An 18,877-nucleotide genomic window follows, 5' to 3' on the forward strand; every position below is an offset into this window, starting at 1 on the left:
TAAAAGTTATTTATAAAGAAAAAATTAAAAATCAAACTTCACACCCAGATTCAGGTTCAACTGCGTCTTCTTGTCAGAATATATAGTTCTGTACTCATTACCGGCATTAAAGTAATAGGCACCTCCTATTGTTCCATAAAGATACATTTTTTTATACAAAGGATATGATATTCCCAGATTCGCATGTGTAGAAAACTGCAAATTGGATTGCTTAATAGACTGGTCTATATAATATGGCTCTGTATAATAAAGAGTGTGCCCCAACTGTGTGTCCGAGATATCGGATATAGAGAAGTTCATATCACTCTTATACCTTCCGTTGATATCTTTTTGTACCATACCGCCCACTGACAGGTACAGTTTAGCCTTGCCTAACTGATAGAACGTATAATTTAACGATAATGGTATACCCAGATAATCAAAAGTTTGGGTTTCATTAAGATTAAATACGCTATTCGATGTTATTTTCGAAGACAGACGGGTATAAACCAGTCCTGTTTCGACAGACAAACGTGAGTTCAATTGCTTGCCTACAGTTATTCCGAAAGAAACAGGTTGCTTATGCTGCAATTTATAATCACTATTTTCTCGTTTTAGTTCTTTCAGTAGCATCTCACTTCTTTCTGTACGCGAGAATAGTATATCTCCACCTTTCTGACTGAAATTCTCCGAGAACAGGTTTGCATCAGCTTTTACACCTAAGAAGAATCCCTTTGATGAAGACTTCGGCAACATTAGTGTATTTTCAGCAAGTAACGGTTCATCCGCTATTACAGGTTTTGGTTCTTCTTTGATCTCTTCCTCCTCTACAGGCGAAGCGACCTCTTCTACAATCTCAGAAACAATGTCTACTTCCGGTTGTGGTTGCGGCTCCTGTACTTTCTTTGGCACTGCTTTTACTGCCAATGGAGCAATATAAGGTTCTACCACTACCGTAGTATCTGCAACCTCCTCTACAGGTGATGGTTTTACTTCTTCTGTTACTATCGTTTTCACTTCGTCCACTTTAGGTTCTCCGCTTGGTATTAATAATACACCGGTAGCTACAGCAGCTGCTAATCCGGCAGCAACGGCTATCGTCTTCAATATAGATGATTTTGCTGTCGAAGAAGCTGCATGGGTGGATGAAGAATTTGCAGACGATGAAGCAGAATCAGCAGCTGGTACCGGCTGACTCGACAAAAGCTGATCTAGCCCGCCCCATACAGCAGCAGGTACTTCCGGCTCAAAACTTCCTAGTTTTGAGGAGAATAGATCCTTTATTTTGTCATGTTCCACTTCCATCTTACTTACGATCTCTCTTTTATATATTGTCTTACTTTCTCCTGTAATATTTGCCTGGCTCTCACATATTGTGAACGTGATGTGCCTTCACTGATTCCCAGCATATCGGCTATTTCTTTATGCGAATAATCTTCTATTGCGTATAGGTTGAAAACTGTAGAATATCCCCGAGGTAGTTCTTGTACCATTTTCAGTAATTCGGTCTCCGATATTTTATACATCGCATCCTCCTCTGTGGAATCATCTACCACATCAGGAAGATCCTGTACATCGTCCGCAGTCTGAATTATTGATTTTTTCTTTCTTAAGTTTTCTAAAGCCAAGTTAATAAAAATGCGCTTCAACCATCCTTCGAAGGAGCCTCTATCCTGAAATGAATCGATATTGGCAAATACCTTCATGAATCCGTCCTGCAACAAATCTTGAGCGGAATCTGCATCGGAACTATAGCGTAAGCAAATGCTATACATCTTACGAGCATACCCCTCGTATAGCATTTTTTGAGCTTCCCGCTTTTGTTCCTTACAGCCTGCTATTATTTGCAGTTCATTCATATGGTCAAGCTTCATTTAAAAGATGCAAAATTTGTAGAAATGTTGCATGCATCTGTGAATAATTTCATCAACTATTACCTTTTTTAATAATTAACGAAATCGTATCTTTTATATCTTTTGTCTAAATAAATTATTCTGGCTTCTGGGTAAAAAGGACCATCTTAACTTTCAGTTTATTACCTATATCTATTATATCAACGACATTTTGCAACGACAAAGACTTATCCGCCTGCAACAAAACGTTCATTTCAACATTGGGATTTACATTTTTCTCATTCTCCAACGTAGTAGATAAAGCTGCTTCAATCTGATCCTTTGTTACTTCCTTATCATTAATATAATACCTTAAATCCCGAGTTATTATCAAGTTGATATTCTTCTTTGTAACAACTTTCTCGGAGGTGGCTGCATTGGGCAACAAAACTCTGATTGCAGCCGGAGTTACCATAGTGGATATAATAAGAAAAAACAATAAGAGGAAGAACATGATATCATTGAGCGAAGCTGTATAAACTTCGGCCGTTCTGGTTTTCCTGCGTTCTATTTTCATATTTATCCTTTCCTTTTCCGATTAGATATATAAATCAGGCCTCTACTGAGCCTCTCTTAAAGGCTCTTATAGCCTTCAATACTTCATTTGATTCCCTGTCTATATTTACAACGGTCTTATCAATGCGCCCGTTCAGAATATAATATCCTGCATAGGCAATGATACCTACAAGCAAACCTGCTCCCGAACATATCATTTTCTGATAAAGACCTGTAGAAATAGTATCTATCGCCAGATCGTTAGTCCTGGCAATATCGTAGAATATCTTTATCACTCCGAATATCGTTCCTAAGAACCCCAACATGGGTGCTATAGAAGCAGTAATACCAAGCCAGTTCATTTGATTTTCGAGAGTGCTAACCTGCTGACGGGCTTCGACCTCCATCGCTTCCTGTATCTCGTTATCGTCTCTTTCAAACTCTTTCAATCCGGCAGCAATCACTTTTGCAGAGGCATAAGGACGTTCTACACAGAACTTCAAAGCCTTATCTATTTTGCCTTCATGAACTAATTCTATAACACGAGATAACCACACAGAATCCTTTTTCCCCAAGCGATTGATTACAAGCCATTTGTTAATTATAACGTAGATCGCTAATAAGGACAGAAGAAAGATAGGCAGCAAAATCCACCCTCCTTTCATTACAAGACTCAAATAGCTCTCCTCCGGAGCTGTCTGAACCACTTGCTCTGTCATTTCAACAACCGGATTCGCAGCTTGAAGTAAGACAAATAGATCCATAGATATTATTCTGTGTTTTATATATGACAAATTCGATGAAAAAGCAAAGATAACCCTTCCATCGAATTTATATTTACTATTTAATATTCTTTAATATATACCAAAACTCACTTTATTTATATACTCGAAGAAACAGCTGGCAACGCCGATTACAAATATCCCTGCCATTGACAGTACCAGCGAAACTTTCAGGTAGCTATCTGTTGTAACAGTTTCAATAGGTGAATTGTTCTTGTTTATAAACATTGCTTTTACTACAAGTAAATAATAATACAAAGCGATAACTGTATTCAGGAACGCAAGGAACACTAACAATACCTGATTTTGCTGCATGGCTGCTGTAAAGACAAACAACTTGCTGAAGAATCCTGCTGCAAAAGGAATACCTCCCAGTGAGAATACTGCAATCATCATAGCCAATGCCAGTTTTGGATTTGTTTTGTACAATCCGTTATAGTCATCCATGCTTACTTTTCCGGTTCTGTCCTCGATAGCCGAGATAACCCCGAAAGCTGCCATATTGGAGAACACATAAACGAAAATATAAAATATGGTAGCTGCCATACCCAACTGGGTTCCGGTGAATACACTCAGCATTATGTAACCTGCCTGCGATATAGAAGAGAAAGCGAAGAATCGCTTCATATTCTTCTGACGAAGGGCGAATAAGTTACCCACTGTGATGGTAACAAGGATAACAATCCAGATGATATTCTGCCATGTCTGCTCCAATACAGGAAATACTTTGTATAGAATAGCCATAAGCGCAAATACTGCTGCACCTTTAGATATTGTAGACAAGTAAAGCGTTACGGTAGTAGGCGCACCCTGATAAGTATCGGGAGCCCATAAGTGGAACGGCACAAGTGATATTTTAAAGAACAAGCCGCTCATAACAAATATCATTGCCATGATAACCAGCGGAGTAGAATAAATGCTTGTTGCTATATCTGCATAGTACAATGTACCACAAGCCCCGTATAGGAACGAAAGCCCGAAGAGCATAATACCTGACGAGAAGATAGCATTGAATATATATTTTGCTCCTGCTTCGGCAGATTCGTGCCTGTATTTATCGAATGCAACCAATGCTGCGATAGGCAACGATGCTGTTTCGAGACCGATGTAGAATAACAGGAAGTTTCCTGATGAGATCATCAGATACATACCCAATAATGTAAGTGTAGTCAGCATGAAGAACTCACCTCTCTTCAAAATCGTATCAGGCCTGTTCAACCATACATTTCCCTGAAGCATGATAAGGAATGTTCCTATATTCAACACATTCTTTATTGTAAGATAGGCAGGACCGGTAACATACATACCTGCAAAGGAGGTGCCATTATCCTTAAAGAAGAAACACACGATTGTATGTATCAGGAATAAAGTACAGGCTACCGGAAAATAATATTTCTTTGCGTTGTCTGAAGCAAACAGATCATAGAAAATAAGTAGGAGAAACACTACGATGAGTGATAACTCATGCTTCATCAACAAATAATTACTCAAATCCATCTTTATATCTTAATATTATAACGTTTTCTATCTTATTCTTTCTTATTTCATATATGCTAGACTAGCACTGATCAAATCAGATATCCATCCCGGGAATAGTCCCATTCCGGCAACACAGATAATCAATCCCACTGTAGCTATCTTTTCGTGCCATACAGCATCGGTCAATTCCAGATGATGTTCATCCTGAACAGGTCCGTACAATATTTTTCCTACCACTTTGAGTATATAAACCGCTGTTACCACAATCGAAGATATGGCTACAATAGTAAATACTCGGTGGAACATATCGTTGTGAGCAAATGCTCCCACAAATATCGTCATTTCGGCTACGAATCCACTCAAACCCGGAAGACCAAGAGAAGCCAAACCGGCAATCACATAACATACGCTCAAGAATGGCATAATCTTCATTAAGCCTCCCATCTCTCGAATATCACGCGTGTGCGTACGTCCGTATATCATACCGATAAGAGCAAAGAAAAGAGCCGTCATCAATCCATGCGACAACATCTGCATCACAGCACCGGTCATAGCCGTCTGATTCATCATTAGTATGGCGAACAATACAAGCCCGCAGTGACTAACAGATGAATAAGCATTGATATATTTCAGGTCGGTCTGCGAAATAGCTCCTAAAGCTCCGTAAATAACACTGATACCTGTAAGGATAATAAATATCCACGCCAACTCGTCCGCAGCTTCCGGCATCAGGCGCATTGCCACGCGGAAACAGCCATATCCTCCCAGTTTCATCAATACTCCTGCATGAAGCATGGATACTGCTGTAGGTGCCGAAGCGTGACCGTCAGGCGACCAAGTATGGAATGGGAAGAGAGCTCCCAGTACACCAAATCCGACAAACGTAAGCGGGAATATCCAGTATTGGGCAGAAACAGGGATAGCCCCGTTTTGCGCAATTTCCATTATATTCCATGTATATTCTCCTGTAAGCGATGAATTAAAGTAGATACCCAGTATTCCAACAAATAGGAATGCCGAACCACCCATCAGCATCAGCGTCAGTTTCATTGCAGAATATTCTTTGCGGCCTGTTCCCCATAGCCCGATAAGCAGATACATCGGTATCAGTGCTATCTCGTAGAAGAAGAACATGGTGAACAAGTCGAGTGAAATAAAGAACCCGTACACCCCTATGGAAAGGAAGGTAAGCCACATGAAAAAATCTCTAGGCAACGGATCCATATTCCATGAGGCAAATGTCCCTGTAAATATAATAATGGCAGTCAGCAAGATCATCAGAACGGAAATTCCATCTACCCCGATCGCATAACTAATGTTAAGACTTTCGAACCATGTATGACTTTGGTACAGTAACATCTCTGATGTATCGCCGCTTGCACGCATGTCGTAAAACATGTAAAGCAATACTAAGGCTAATGCCATCTCTATAACAGCTCCTACAACTCCTACCAAACGTACTTGTTTGATGTCGCGGCAAAAAAGAAAGAACAGCAACATCACAACAGGAACTACGATAAATAATGAAAGAATATTCATCTTTTTATATTTTAATCTATATCTTATTTACAAACAAAACATACAACCCATCCGGCAAATCCGACTACAAGAATCAGCGCTCCTATGAGGTATGCCAATGCATACTGCTGTATATATCCGGATTGGAAATTCTTAATTGCACGCGAAGAAGCCTGTGTAACATAGGCAAGCGAGTCCATAAAACCATCCACAAATTTCTTGTCGAACCATGCGATAGGCTTGGATATACGCTGGAAGATAATACTACGTGTAACAAACAACCACAGTTCGTCGAAATAGAACTTATGGAAAGCCCATTTGTATAACGTGCTGATGCTTCCGGCAATCTTGTCAGGCAATTCGTTTTTCTTAAAGTACAATCTGAATGCGATTCCCATACCTATCACTGAGATTACAACACTTGTAATAGCTACCTGCCAGTTAAGGTGTGCATCGTAAGGCACCATATCGGAAGTCACAAACTTTCCGAACGGAACATATCCTGCACCGAAGGCAAATATTGCCAATATGATCAACGGAATCGCCATGGCAGGACCTGCTTCGTGCGGCTCGTGATGATAATGCTTCTTTTCGTAGAAAAATATACGAAGGAAGAGGCGTGTCATATAGAAGGCTGTAAGTCCGGCTGCAAACGACAGGATAAAGTATATCGCTTTATTGTGTTCGAAAGCCGCAGCCAATATTTCGTCTTTACTATAAAATCCTGAGAAGAAAGGAATGCCTGCAATAGCGAACAAGGCTACAGCAAAGGCAACACCTGTGATCGGCAGTTTTTTCCAAAGTCCGCCCATGTCGTCCATTTCATTGCTATGTACCGCATGGATAATAGCTCCTGCACAAAGGAATAACAATGCTTTGAAGAAGGCGTGCGTAAACAGGTGAAACATACCCGCCATATAGCCAAGCCCTTCATGCCCGCCAAATTTGGATACCCCTAGCGAGGTTAACATGAAAGCAATCTGCGAAATGGTAGAGAATGCCAACACGCGTTTTATATCTGTTTGGGTACAGGCAACTATGGCAGCAAACAATGCTGTGATAGCTCCTACCCACGCTATAATATCAAGGGCATAAGGAGTTACTACATACACAGGGAACAGACGTGCTACAAGGAATACTCCGGCAACAACCATCGTTGCAGCATGGATCAGAGCAGACGCAGGGGTCGGTCCTTCCATCGCATCGGGCAACCAGATGTGGAACGGCATCATCGCCGATTTACCGGCACCACCCATAAATATGAGTATCATAGCCCACGACAGTACCGAAAGTCCGATGAATGATGAGCCTTGCATCGTAGTTATGAATGCCGCATTCGGATCGGTAATAGTCGCAAAATCGAATGTACCTGAGAAATAGGATAGTAATAATATACCTACAAGGAAGAAAAAGTCAGCAAAACGCGTAACAATAAATGCTTTCTTGGAAGCTGCTACTGCCGATGGTTTCACATAATAGAAACTGATAAGCAGGAATGACGATACACCCACAAGTTCCCAGAAAATGTACATCTGGAAAATATTTGTAGCCATCACCAGACCGAGCATGGCAAAACTAAAGAGTGAAAGGAATGCGTAGTAACGCTGGAATCCTTTTTCACCTTTCATGTAGCCAAGACTGTAGATATGCACCATAAGCGACACAGTAGTAATAACCACGAGCATCATTACGGAAATAGGATCGAGATAGATACCTAAGTCAATGTGCATGGTATCGGTAAACTTCAACCATGTAACGGCTGTATGAAATGCCTGATATACTCCGTCTACCTTACCGGCTACAAAGAAGTATTGATACGCTGTCATATATGCCAATACCGTCATTACTCCCAGCGACAAGGTTCCCAATACTCCGGCTACGACAGGCTTCATGTATTTTCCGCCCAAGCCCAGTATAAGAAACATGATGACAGGCAGGGCAACTATCAGTATCGGATATGTAAAATTAATATGTTCCATACTTTCTATCTATTTCCTTGCTTAGTTTTTCATTTTAGTTATGTTCTCATCCACATATATACTCTTCACATTGCGGTATATATTGATGATGATAGCTATAGCTACAGCTGTTTCGGCAGCTGCTATACCTATTGCAAACAGAGTGAAGAAAAACCCTTCCATCTGTCCGGGATACAGGTAGCGGTTAAACACTACGAAATTAAGATCGGCAGCGTTGAGCATAAGTTCTATAGATATCAGAACCATCAGCATGTTTTTGCGGGAAAGGAATCCATATACCCCTGCAAAAAACATTACTGTACTTACTACCAGATATGCTTCTAAAGGCACTGGTCCTGACAATAAACTTGTTATAAATTCTCCCATATTTATATATTTTCACCCCTCCAACCTCCCCAAATGGGAGGCTACCGATGAGGGTCATTTTTTCTATTTTTTATTTTAGATACAACTCTATCTTTACTCCCCTCCCTTTGGAGGGGCAGGGGGAGGTGTTTACCTCTTCCGCGCGATCATTATACCTCCGATGATACAAGCCAACAGCAATATACTGATAGCCTCGAATGGCAGTAAATACTGATATTTATCTGTTCCCATCATTGCCATACCTATATCCTGCATCTGCAATTCATCCTGTGTAATATAAGTATAGAACTTATTCACATTGTAGAATATAATGTGTCCGCAAATTGCCAGTCCGGCCAGTGATGCTAATGCTGCGATGAACATCCGGCCCGGTTTTTCGAACTCAATATTACGCCCCGGCTCGTTTGTCAGCAATATGGCGAAGATAAACAGCACCATCACCCCTCCTGCGTAAACAGCTATCTGAACTGCCATCAGGAAATGATAGTTTAACAACAAATACAGTCCTGCCGTACCCAATAGCACAAACAGTAAGAATGTTGCTGCGCGGATAATCTTTTGCGTCGTAACTGCCATCAGAGAGCAGACTATAATTACCGCTGCTAAAATGTAAAATATGATTTGTTCTGCCATAATCTATTGATTATCGTATATTGTTAGTTATTCCTTATCTTCTTTTTCCTGTTCTTCACTGGTCGGCAATTTAGAAGCCGGAACGGTGTCAGTGGTCACATCTTTCGGATAGTTCTTTTCGGGATGAACGCCACTATCTTCTTTTATGTCCTGTGCCGGGATCGGCTCAAGCTGTGTCTGAGGAGCACCTTCGGGAGCACTGTTGTCCCCATGTACGGCAGCTTCTGCTTTTGCCACAGGTTTAGTAACTACAGCCGCAGGTTTCTCTTTCTTCTTCTCGGCAAGCTTAGAGCCTTCATGGTTGAGTTGCTCTATCAGTTTGCTACGGGTAAACAAAGAGTTTTCGAATGTATTGGTAAATATGATAGCGTCCGAAGGACAGGTAATCACGCACAGGTTACAGAATGTACACATACCCAAGTCGTATATGTAACGGTCGAGAATTTTCTTTTTCTTACCCTCTTCTGTTTCTATTGTTTTGGAGATCACCTGTATTGTTCCGTTAGGACAATTCATCTGGCAAATACCGCAAGCGGTACACAGATGCTCGTTGTTTTCATCATGCGGCATAATAAGCTCGCCACGAAAACGGTCGGGAATAACAAGAGTGTCTCTGTTCTCGGGATACTGTTCTGTGATCTTCTTCGTCCACAATTCGCCCCATGTCACCCGCATACCTGTGAGTAACGATTTTATTCCTCCAAATAATCCTGAAAAATATTCTGATACTGAACTCATTTTCTTATCTGCTATAAATTATTATTTCAGGGTCCAACCCAATAAAACCAGCACTACCATCAACAGGATGTTCACCATATTGATAGGCAATAGATACTTCCACTCCAGATTCAACAATTGGTCGATACGCAAGCGAGGGAATGTCCATCTTACCCATAAGCTCAGGAATACGAGGAATCCCGCTTTACCAAAGAACCATATGTAAGAAGGTATATAATTCATTACCTGATTGAATCCATCCCATCCTTCAACCTGAATAGGCATCCAGCCACCTAAGAATACTGTTGCTGCAATACCTGCTACAATGAACATATTCAGATACTCAGCCAGATAGAAAAACCCGAATTGAAGCCCTGAATATTCTGTATGGTATCCGGCAGTCAATTCCGATTCAGCTTCCGGTAAGTCGAAAGGTCCGCGATTGGTTTCGGCATGTCCCGATATAAGATATATTATGAAAGCTATTATTGCAGGAACATGTCCGGCTATAATATTCCATTGGTGGATATATGTTTGTCCCTGTATAATCTGAGAGAAACTCATTGTGCCCGAAAGCACAACTACAGTCATCAATGCAAATCCGGCAGAAAGCTCATAGCTTATAAACTGCGCCCCGCTTCGCATTGCACCAATCATCGAATATTTGTTGTTGCTAGACCATCCGGCAAGAAGCACCCCGATGATACCTAACGATGACACTGCTAATACATAGAAAACTCCGATATTGAAATCGACAGCCTGTAACCCGCGTCCAAAAGGCAACGCTCCGAATGTAAGCATAGAAGCTACAATCATAAAGAACGGAGCTGTAAAGAAAAGGAAACGGTCAGATTGTTTTACATGAATGATCTCCTTAAGTAATATCTTGATCATGTCGGCGACACTCTGTATCAGACCGTATTTACCAACACGATTGGGACCCAGACGCGCCTGAAAAAATGCCGTAATTTTTCGCTCTACATATATCAGTATCAAGGCCAATACGGCATATAAAGTGAGCAATGCAGCTCCTATGAGCACAAACTCTATAGCCAAAACCGCCCATGTAGGCAAACTCTCCGCCAAAAACGTGCCGAATCTTTTTAGCAGTCCTGCTACCTCTAACGGTTGTGAATAGTTTAACAACATATATCTTTATATTGATAAAATAAATAATCTATTTAACGGTCGATATCAGGAATCACATAGTCCATAGAACCACCAATACCGATAAAGTCTGAAATCTTCTCATCTTTACAGATCAACGGCATCACCGATACGGCAGCCATCGACGGAGAACGGAATTTCAGGCGATACGGAGTTTTATCTCCACGACTTTCGATGTAGACACCGAACTCACCGCGTCCGGCCTCAACACGCTGATAATATTCTCCCTCAGGAAGTTTAATAATGGCTTTGGTTTTAGCCAGATAGTCCCCTTCAGGTATATCATCTATAAGTTGTTCTATGATTTTTATAGACTCTTCTATCTCGTCCAGACGATTCAGATAGCGGTCAAAAGCATCTCCTGTATGACGAACAATTTCTTTAAAGCTATTTTGTACCTTTTCAAGACCATACAACGCATAAGGAGCATGCTTACGTATATCGCAGGAAAATCCGGAAGCACGTCCGGCAGGTCCTGTAACAGCATAAGAAATAGCGTCTTCATTTGAGAGAACACCCAGATTCTTCATACGACCTACAGCAATTACATTTCCGGTAAATAGCTTGTCATATTCGATCAATGCTTTGCGCATAACCTTAATAAAGGCTTTCACATCGGATTGAAAATCGGGCTGAATATCGAACATTACACCGCCAAGTACATTGTAGTTGATAATAAGGCGGCCGCCTGTGTTTTTCTCAAATATCTTAAGGATTTCTTCACGTTCACGCATTCCGTAGATAAATGCTGTGGTAGAACCTAAGTCCATACACATGGTTCCCCATGCTACCAGATGCGAATCGATACGATTCAACTCATCCATTATGGTACGTATATATTGTGCTCTTTCGGGCACTTCTATACCTGCCGCTTTTTCAACACACATACACAATCCGTGACGGTTGATATTTGCCGACAGATAATCTAAACGGTCTGTAAAATGTAGTATCTGAGGATAGGTAAGTTTTTCACTCAGCTTTTCTATACCTCTGTGAATATAACCACTGTGAACATCTATCTTTTTCACAATTTCACCATCCAACGCCACGCGGAAGTGCATTACCCCGTGAGTAGAAGGGTGCTGTGGTCCTATATTTATAAGATAATCGTCTTTCTCAAAGATGGGTACATTCTCTTCTTTAAGTTCTCCTGTTGCAGTTTCCATTATGCGCGGAGCAATATCGATAATATCGCGGCTTTCTATAGAAACAGCATTGAGGACAGGATTAGTATCGTAATCTTTTCGTAGCGGATAGCCTATCCAGTCCGAATTGAGAAAGAAACGACGCATATCGGGATTATTGATAAAGCGTATGCCCAGCATGGCATATACTTCACGCTCGTTGAAATGAGCTGTCTCCCACAGGTCGGTTACAGTATACAGCAATGGATTTTCGCGGTCGGAAGTACCGGTTTTCACTGCTATCTCAATAGATAAGTCCTTTGAAGGACACAACAGATAGGTAACCATAAGTTTTTCACCTTCATCTGTACCTGTCAACATTGCAAGATAGTCAAACGGAAGCTCCGCGTGATAGCGAAGTGCTTTTGCCAAATGGCGAAATTTGTCGGGCTCGACAGTTACCGTCAGTGGTGTCTTATCTTCGACAACCGCTTCGGGCACAGCTTCCAGTATTACCTTTTTAATATTTTCCATCGATAATTCTTCGAGTTAAAGGACTATAAACAGCAGGTAATACGCCAGCCTCACTTGCCTGACCTTATATTTACCTACTCTATTATTTTTTTGTATTACTTCTTTACTTTAAACAGAAACCGTTCTACTTTGATCTTACGCTGCAATTGCATCAAGCCATAGAACAAGGCTTCAGGGCGAGGAGGACAGCCCGGCACATAAACATCGACCGGCATTATTTCATCTATCCCTTTCACCACATGGTATGAATCGACAAACGGACCGCCTGAAATAGCACAGCTACCCATAGCGATCACATATTTGGGCTCAGCCATCTGGTCGTACACACGCTTCAACAGTGGAGCCATCTTATGCACAATCGTTCCTGCTACAACCATAGTGTCAGCCTGACGTGGACTGTTACGTGTAACTTCCATACCAAAACGAGCCAAATCGTAACGCGCAGCAGCCGAAGCCATAAATTCGATACCGCAACAGCTTGTAGCGAAGGCCAACGGCCAAACAGAGTTGGAACGTCCCCAGTTAATAAGGTCATCCAACTTCCCAACAACAACAGGCACTCCGCCTTCGTTGAGTTCTTTTATATAATCTTCAAGATACTCGTTGTCCTTAAATTCTTCGGACGGAATACCCTTTATATATACATTTTTTATTTTATTTTTCATTTCCATTTCAATGCTCCTTTCTTCCAGGCATAGGCAAGACCTAAACCTAATATTAAGATGAAAAACAATATACAGTATAATCCCGGCATCCCCAATTGCCTTACGACCGTAGCCCAAGGAAAGAGGAATATTGCCTCTACATCGAACATCAGATACAATATAGCATAGAGATAGTATCCTACCTTAAACTGCATCCATGAAGTACCATGAGTAGGAACACCACATTCATAGGGCTCTCCTTTTTGGGCATTAAACGACTTTGGTGATAATAATAAGGCCATGCCCAGACCGGCACAGACCAAAGTAATTCCCGTTAAGAAAACGACTAAAAAAAGAGCTGATGAAGCCATGTTTTTATATTAAAATTAGAACTTTAGTAACAAATTGTCATTCACTTCCGATGATATCCATTTCACTTTGTCACCCTGATATGCTGCAAGCCTTAACCAGAGCGCGTTTGACAATCGGCGCAAAATTACTCTTTATTTTTTTAAAAGCAAAAAAATAGTTGCCAAATTATGCAAATTTGACAACTATAGTTTACAAAACAAGTTGTTATGCTTTTTCTCTTACGATATATATCGGTCTCTTTTTTGTTTCCAAGTATGTCTTTGATAGATATTGACCTAAAATACCCAGACAGAAGAGCTGAATACCCCCTATGAAGAAAATGACACATAAGGTAGAAGCATAGCCCTGCACATCGTCGCCGAACATCAGCTTCTTAAATACAATTACAGATATCATCACAAAAGCGATGGCACAAAACAAAATCCCAAACACAGACGCAATAACCAGCGGTCGTGTAGAGAAGGCAATAATTCCTTCTAATGAGTAAAGAAAGAGTCCGATAAACGACCATTTGGTCTGACCGGCAACACGCTCTACATTCTCGAAGGCAATCCACTTGGTCTTAAAGCCAACCCAGCCGAAAATTCCTTTCGAGAAACGGTTGTATTCACTCATTTCCAGTATGGCATCAACCATCTGACGCGTCATCAGCCTGAAATCGCGGGCACCGTCTACAACCTCCGTATCAGAGATTTTATTAATCAGCTTATAGAACTGCTTCGCGAAGAAAGAGCGCACTGGCGGCTCTCCTTTTCGGTCGATACGCCGCGTGGCTACACAGTCATAATCTTCGGTCTTCAGGCTCTCATACATTTCCTTTATCAGCGATGGGGGATCTTGCAGGTCGGCATCTATCAACGACACATAGTTTCCTGTAGCCGCTTCCAGTCCGGCATATATACCGGCTTCTTTACCAAAATTCCGCGAGAAGGAAACGTAATGAACCCGATCGTCCTGTTCACGCAGTTCTTTTATCAATTCCAGAGTCCTGTCTTTAGACCCATCGTTAATAAAGATAAACTCAAATTCCTGATCCGGCATTTCAGCAGCCAGTTTTACAATCTCTTTATATAAAAAAGGAAGGGCTTGTTCTTCATTATAGCAAGGTACAATTAACGATATCCTGTCCATGTTTAATTTGTTGGTTTATGTTGAATACAAAGATAAAGTCTTTTGCGGCTTACACAAACCGCTCCTTATGATTTTTACAACAGTTCTAAATATTTATGTACTAAGCGTGATACAGGATAACGATCTACATCTTCTTTTTTAACTTTTATATATCCATCAGTCAACAATATCCTATCAACTATAACCTTGTAAAAGGTTGCATATATTACCTGATGCGAAAGTACATGTTTCACCTGTGTTACATATTTTATTCTTACATTCTCTGCTGTTGCGAGCAAAGCTTTAGCATCATTATTCTGCCCAATATTTTCTGTAAAAAGCTCTTCTTTCGTTTCTACCAAAGGCAATTCGTACAGATTTTGCCAGATATCTTTAGCTGTACGCTTGTGTAAAAACACATTGTCGCCACAGTGTATATCAAAATAAGAGAAATAACGATTTTTTGTTTTTTGTTTTCCTTCCTTTACAGGATACACACTTACCTGACCTCTGTCATTAGCTATACATATAGATAGAGCCGGGCAATTTTCACAATCGGGTGAAACGGGGACGCATTGCAATGCTCCGAATTCCATTATTGCCTGATTGTGCAAACCGGGCTTTGATTCGTCGAGTAAAGATTGTGCCAGTTCTGCAAAGGCTTTTTTCCCTCTGCCCGAATCGATAGGTTCATCCATTGCAAATATACGGGACAAAACCCTGTACACATTGCCATCGACTACAGCATAAGGTTCATTAAATGCAAATGAGGCTATAGCAGCAGCAGTGTACTCTCCCACCCCTTTCAGGCTTAGTATATCTTTATAGTCACGCGGAAATTTTCCATCAAAATTATCCACAATCATCTTTGCAGCTGCATGAAGATTTCGGGCACGACTATAATATCCCAACCCCTGCCAAAGCTTAAGCACTTCGCTTTCGCCTGCTTTTGCCAACAGGGCAACTGTCGGAAACTTTTCTACAAAGCGGTTAAAATAATCATAACCCTGATCTACGCGGGTTTGTTGCAATATTACTTCCGAAATCCAAATGATGTAGGGATCTGATGTTTTACGCCAAGGCAAGTCTCTCTTATTCTCATTATACCATTGTATCAATATGGCACTTAATCTCAAATTTTCCTTTTTACTCATTTACAATATTTTATAATTCAGAGCCAAACCTATCTGAATTTGAAAGTTAATTTCTCAGTGTTAAAAAAAAAATGATAATTATTTGTTTCAAAGGTAAATAAAAAGCTATATATTTGCAGTCCAAAAAATTAATTGTTTAGAATTTTAAAAAATAAGAAAATGACAAAAGCTGACATCGTTAACGAAATTGCGAAGAATACAGGCATTGACAAAGCTACTGTATTAAAAACAGTTGAATCATTCATGGATGTAGTTAAAGACTCTCTAAGTAAGAATGAAAATGTATATTTAAGAGGTTTCGGTAGTTTCATCGTGAAAACAAGAGCACAAAAAACAGCTCGCAATATTTCAAAGAACACAACTATCATTATTCCGGCGCACTCTATTCCGGCATTTAAACCTGCTAAAACTTTCGTTATCCAGGTAAGAAAGTAATTTACACGTTTACAATTTATTAATTTCTAAATATATAAATCACATGCCAAGCGGAAAGAAAAGAAAAAGACATAAAATGTCGACGCACAAGCGCAAAAAAAGACTGAGAAAAAACAGACATAAAAAGAAAAAATAAGTCTATTCTCTTTCTTTAAGGGAAATATACGGGAACAAACTTATAAATTTATCCAATTTCTAAGTTTGTTCTTTGTGTATTATAGAAACTGCAATTATTTTAATAGAGATAATTGCATCACTCAGATTTAGATAAAGATATTTAAATCTAAAAACTCTAAATTCTAAAATATAGTATGAACAGCGAACTAGTAGTCGATGTCCAACCCAATGAAGTCTCAATAGCGGTACTCGAAGACAAGAAACTTGTCGAACTGCAAAAAGAAGGAAGAGACGCTTCATATGCGGTAGGCAACATCTATGCCGGCAAGGTAAAAAAACTTATGCCCGGTTTGAATGCTGCTTTTGTAGACATAGGGTACAAGAAGGACGCTTTTCTTCACTATTTAGATCTTGGTGCTCAATTCAAATCTGTTGACAAGTTCTACAAACAGGCACTGAACGACAAAAAGAAGTTCCCGAACATTTCGAAGATGAAGCTCGAACCCGACATCAACAAGGACGGTTCTATCAGCGACATACTGAAACCCGGACAGGAAATCCTCGTACAGATAGCCAAAGAACCTATATCGACAAAAGGCCCCCGCCTTACATCAGAACTGTCGCTGGCAGGACGATTCCTTGTAGTCATCCCGTTCAACGACAAAGTATCAGTCTCGCAAAAGATAAAATCGAAAGAAGAAAGGGCGCGTCTGCGACAACTGATACAAAGTATTAAGCCTAAAAACTTCGGTGTAATAGTAAGAACAGTAGCCGAAGGCAAGAAAGTAGCCGATCTGGATACTGAACTAAAAACACTCGTTAAAAGATGGGAAGACAATCTTCCTAAAATACAGAAGGATAAACTACCTACTGTCGTCTTCGAAGAGACAGGACGTATAGTAGCTTTATTACGTGACGTATTTAATCCAAGCTTTCAGGAAATACATGTAAACGATCAGGACACAGGAAATCAGATTAAGGATTACATTTCATTCATTGCACCCGAAAAGAAGAACATTGTAAAGTCGTACAATGGCGAGTTGCCTATATTCGACAACTTCAATGTTACCAAGCAAATCAAAGCCCTCTTCGGCAAGACTGTTACTTTCCGGAACGGTGCCTACCTGATCATAGAACATACCGAAGCCCTGCACGTGGTAGACGTCAATAGCGGCAATAGGTCGAAGAATCCTGAAGCAGGACAAGAAAACAATGCCTGGGAAGTGAATTCCGCGGCAGCAGAAGAAATAGCCCGACAACTAAGACTACGTGATATGGGGGGTATTATCGTAATCGACTTTATAGACATGACTGAAGGCGAGCACCGCAGTCAGCTGATTAGCAAAATGCAGGAACTAATGGCCAACGACCGCGCCAAGCATAACATTTTGCCTCTGAGCAAATTCGGGTTGATGCAGATCACCCGTCAGCGCGTACGTCCCGAAATGGAAATCACCACGACCGAAACCTGTCCCAACTGTTTCGGTAAAGGGGAGATAAGGCCTTCTATATTATTCACAGACACCTTGCGTATGAAAATCAGTTATCTTGTGAAAGATCTGAATGTGAAAAAGTTTACTTTGCATGTACACCCGTATGTTGCAGCATTCATCAATGAAGGATTCGTTTCTCTGAAATGGCAATGGAAATGGCGTTATGGTATGGGAGTAAAAATAATCCCTAACCAGAATCTCGCCTTTCTCGAATACCATTTCTATGATGTAAACGGTGAAGAGATTGATATGAAACAAGAATTCGAGGTAAAATAAAATAACCATTACCCGATAACGATAGAAAGAAAGCTGCTTTAACTTGTTTAAAGCAGCTTTTTTCTGTTACCCTCTCCATTGAGGGTGAGATGGTAGATTTTAACTAAAACTTTATAAATCTCCCATTATAAAAGTGAGAGGCATCGTGAATCCCTCACAACACCTCTCCAATCATCTACGTATTTAATGTAGAAAACACACTACTATTTTCATATTATTAAGTACTTTAATCTTACAGTAGATGACTCAAAACTTTAATTGTCTAAGAAATTATGATTAGACGTAAGTAAAGATAAAGAATATGATTTTCCTTTCAGGTGATATTATATTTACATATAGGTTTTTACCGTTATGCACATTTCATATAATACTTATTATTAGATAATTACAATTTACATAATCGGATTCGATATGTATTTTTACTGTGTTTGAATATTCTTTTTTTGCATAAGAAAAGCAATATATTTGCTGTTTAAATTTTCCGACTCTAAAAAAAAGTGTTATTTTCGTTGCACAGAGGATGAGCAAAGATTTAGCAAGAAGGGGGTGTAGTCGCCCCGTTAATTCAAGTTATTTTCTGAGATTTAGAATTAATAGGCTTTTATTGTTCT

17 protein-coding genes and 1 pseudogene are annotated in these 18,877 nt (G+C 40.2%); 2 read left to right on the forward strand and 16 right to left on the reverse strand.

Annotated features, from left to right (window positions below):
* Positions 1 to 24: 24 nt before the first annotated feature.
* The 16 genes and pseudogenes from M2448_RS18345 to mutY all read right to left on the reverse strand — a co-directional run bounded on the left by M2448_RS18345 (position 25) and on the right by mutY (position 15,945).
* Complete coding sequence (locus M2448_RS18345; protein ID WP_280647631.1) at positions 25 to 1,284, reverse strand: outer membrane beta-barrel protein; 1,260 nt, start codon at positions 1,282 to 1,284, stop codon at positions 25 to 27.
* 5 nt (positions 1,285 to 1,289) lie between these two features.
* Positions 1,290 to 1,838: a sigma-70 family RNA polymerase sigma factor gene (locus M2448_RS18350; RefSeq protein ID WP_280647630.1), complete on the reverse strand. Its 549-nt coding sequence runs from the start codon at positions 1,836 to 1,838 to the stop codon at positions 1,290 to 1,292.
* 130 nt (positions 1,839 to 1,968) lie between these two features.
* Positions 1,969 to 2,388, reverse strand: coding sequence for a biopolymer transporter ExbD (locus M2448_RS18355; protein WP_280647628.1), 420 nt, complete (start codon positions 2,386 to 2,388; stop codon positions 1,969 to 1,971).
* 34 nt (positions 2,389 to 2,422) lie between these two features.
* Positions 2,423 to 3,130, reverse strand: coding sequence for a MotA/TolQ/ExbB proton channel family protein (locus M2448_RS18360; RefSeq protein ID WP_280647627.1), 708 nt, complete (start codon positions 3,128 to 3,130; stop codon positions 2,423 to 2,425).
* A 90-nt stretch (positions 3,131 to 3,220) separates the two neighbouring features.
* On the reverse strand, positions 3,221 to 4,645 hold the full coding sequence (locus tag M2448_RS18365) for an NADH-quinone oxidoreductase subunit N (RefSeq protein WP_280647626.1): 1,425 nt from the start codon (positions 4,643 to 4,645) through the stop codon (positions 3,221 to 3,223).
* 42 nt (positions 4,646 to 4,687) lie between these two features.
* Positions 4,688 to 6,166 (reverse strand): NADH-quinone oxidoreductase subunit M, encoded by a 1,479-nt coding sequence (locus tag M2448_RS18370; RefSeq protein ID WP_280647625.1) that lies wholly within the window; start codon positions 6,164 to 6,166, stop codon positions 4,688 to 4,690.
* A gap of 23 nt (positions 6,167 to 6,189) precedes the next feature.
* Entirely contained in the window at positions 6,190 to 8,124 is a 1,935-nt protein-coding gene (nuoL, locus tag M2448_RS18375) for an NADH-quinone oxidoreductase subunit L (protein ID WP_280647623.1), read from the reverse strand.
* A 21-nt stretch (positions 8,125 to 8,145) separates the two neighbouring features.
* Positions 8,146 to 8,490, reverse strand: coding sequence for an NADH-quinone oxidoreductase subunit NuoK (nuoK, locus tag M2448_RS18380; protein WP_280647622.1), 345 nt, complete (start codon positions 8,488 to 8,490; stop codon positions 8,146 to 8,148).
* A 129-nt stretch (positions 8,491 to 8,619) separates the two neighbouring features.
* Positions 8,620 to 9,123, reverse strand: coding sequence for an NADH-quinone oxidoreductase subunit J (locus M2448_RS18385; RefSeq protein WP_280647621.1), 504 nt, complete (start codon positions 9,121 to 9,123; stop codon positions 8,620 to 8,622).
* 264 nt (positions 9,124 to 9,387) lie between these two features.
* Positions 9,388 to 9,861 (reverse strand): annotated as a pseudogene (locus M2448_RS18390) (4Fe-4S binding protein); the annotation flags it as partial.
* 21 nt (positions 9,862 to 9,882) lie between these two features.
* Entirely contained in the window at positions 9,883 to 10,989 is a 1,107-nt protein-coding gene (nuoH, locus tag M2448_RS18395) for an NADH-quinone oxidoreductase subunit NuoH (RefSeq protein ID WP_280647619.1), read from the reverse strand.
* Positions 10,990 to 11,021: 32 nt separating this feature from the next.
* The gene (locus M2448_RS18400; RefSeq protein ID WP_280647617.1) at positions 11,022 to 12,665 is read right to left on the reverse strand and encodes an NADH-quinone oxidoreductase subunit C; all 1,644 of its coding nucleotides are present in this window, start codon (positions 12,663 to 12,665) and stop codon (positions 11,022 to 11,024) included.
* 95 nt (positions 12,666 to 12,760) lie between these two features.
* Complete coding sequence (locus M2448_RS18405; protein WP_280647616.1) at positions 12,761 to 13,336, reverse strand: NADH-quinone oxidoreductase subunit B; 576 nt, start codon at positions 13,334 to 13,336, stop codon at positions 12,761 to 12,763.
* On the reverse strand, positions 13,327 to 13,680 hold the full coding sequence (locus tag M2448_RS18410; protein ID WP_280647615.1) for an NADH-quinone oxidoreductase subunit A: 354 nt from the start codon (positions 13,678 to 13,680) through the stop codon (positions 13,327 to 13,329). The genes M2448_RS18405 and M2448_RS18410 overlap by 10 nt, the downstream gene beginning before the upstream one ends.
* A gap of 205 nt (positions 13,681 to 13,885) precedes the next feature.
* Complete coding sequence (locus M2448_RS18415) at positions 13,886 to 14,812, reverse strand: glycosyltransferase family 2 protein (RefSeq protein ID WP_280647614.1); 927 nt, start codon at positions 14,810 to 14,812, stop codon at positions 13,886 to 13,888.
* Between the two features lie 74 nt (positions 14,813 to 14,886).
* Positions 14,887 to 15,945 carry an A/G-specific adenine glycosylase gene (mutY, locus tag M2448_RS18420; protein WP_280647613.1) on the reverse strand — a complete coding sequence of 353 codons (1,059 nt, stop codon included), beginning with the start codon at positions 15,943 to 15,945 and terminating at the stop codon, positions 14,887 to 14,889.
* A gap of 141 nt (positions 15,946 to 16,086) precedes the next feature.
* On the opposite strand from mutY, the gene M2448_RS18425 reads away from it, so the two are divergent.
* Both M2448_RS18425 and M2448_RS18430 read left to right on the forward strand, forming a co-directional pair.
* Complete coding sequence (locus M2448_RS18425) at positions 16,087 to 16,380, forward strand: HU family DNA-binding protein (RefSeq protein ID WP_280647647.1); 294 nt, start codon at positions 16,087 to 16,089, stop codon at positions 16,378 to 16,380.
* Between the two features lie 311 nt (positions 16,381 to 16,691).
* Positions 16,692 to 18,266 (forward strand): Rne/Rng family ribonuclease, encoded by a 1,575-nt coding sequence (locus M2448_RS18430; RefSeq protein WP_280647612.1) that lies wholly within the window; start codon positions 16,692 to 16,694, stop codon positions 18,264 to 18,266.
* The last annotated feature ends 611 nt before the right edge of the window (positions 18,267 to 18,877 follow it).

It is taken from the genome of Dysgonomonas sp. PF1-14, assembly GCF_029892965.1.
Classification (GTDB): Bacteria; Bacteroidota; Bacteroidia; order Bacteroidales; family Dysgonomonadaceae; genus Dysgonomonas.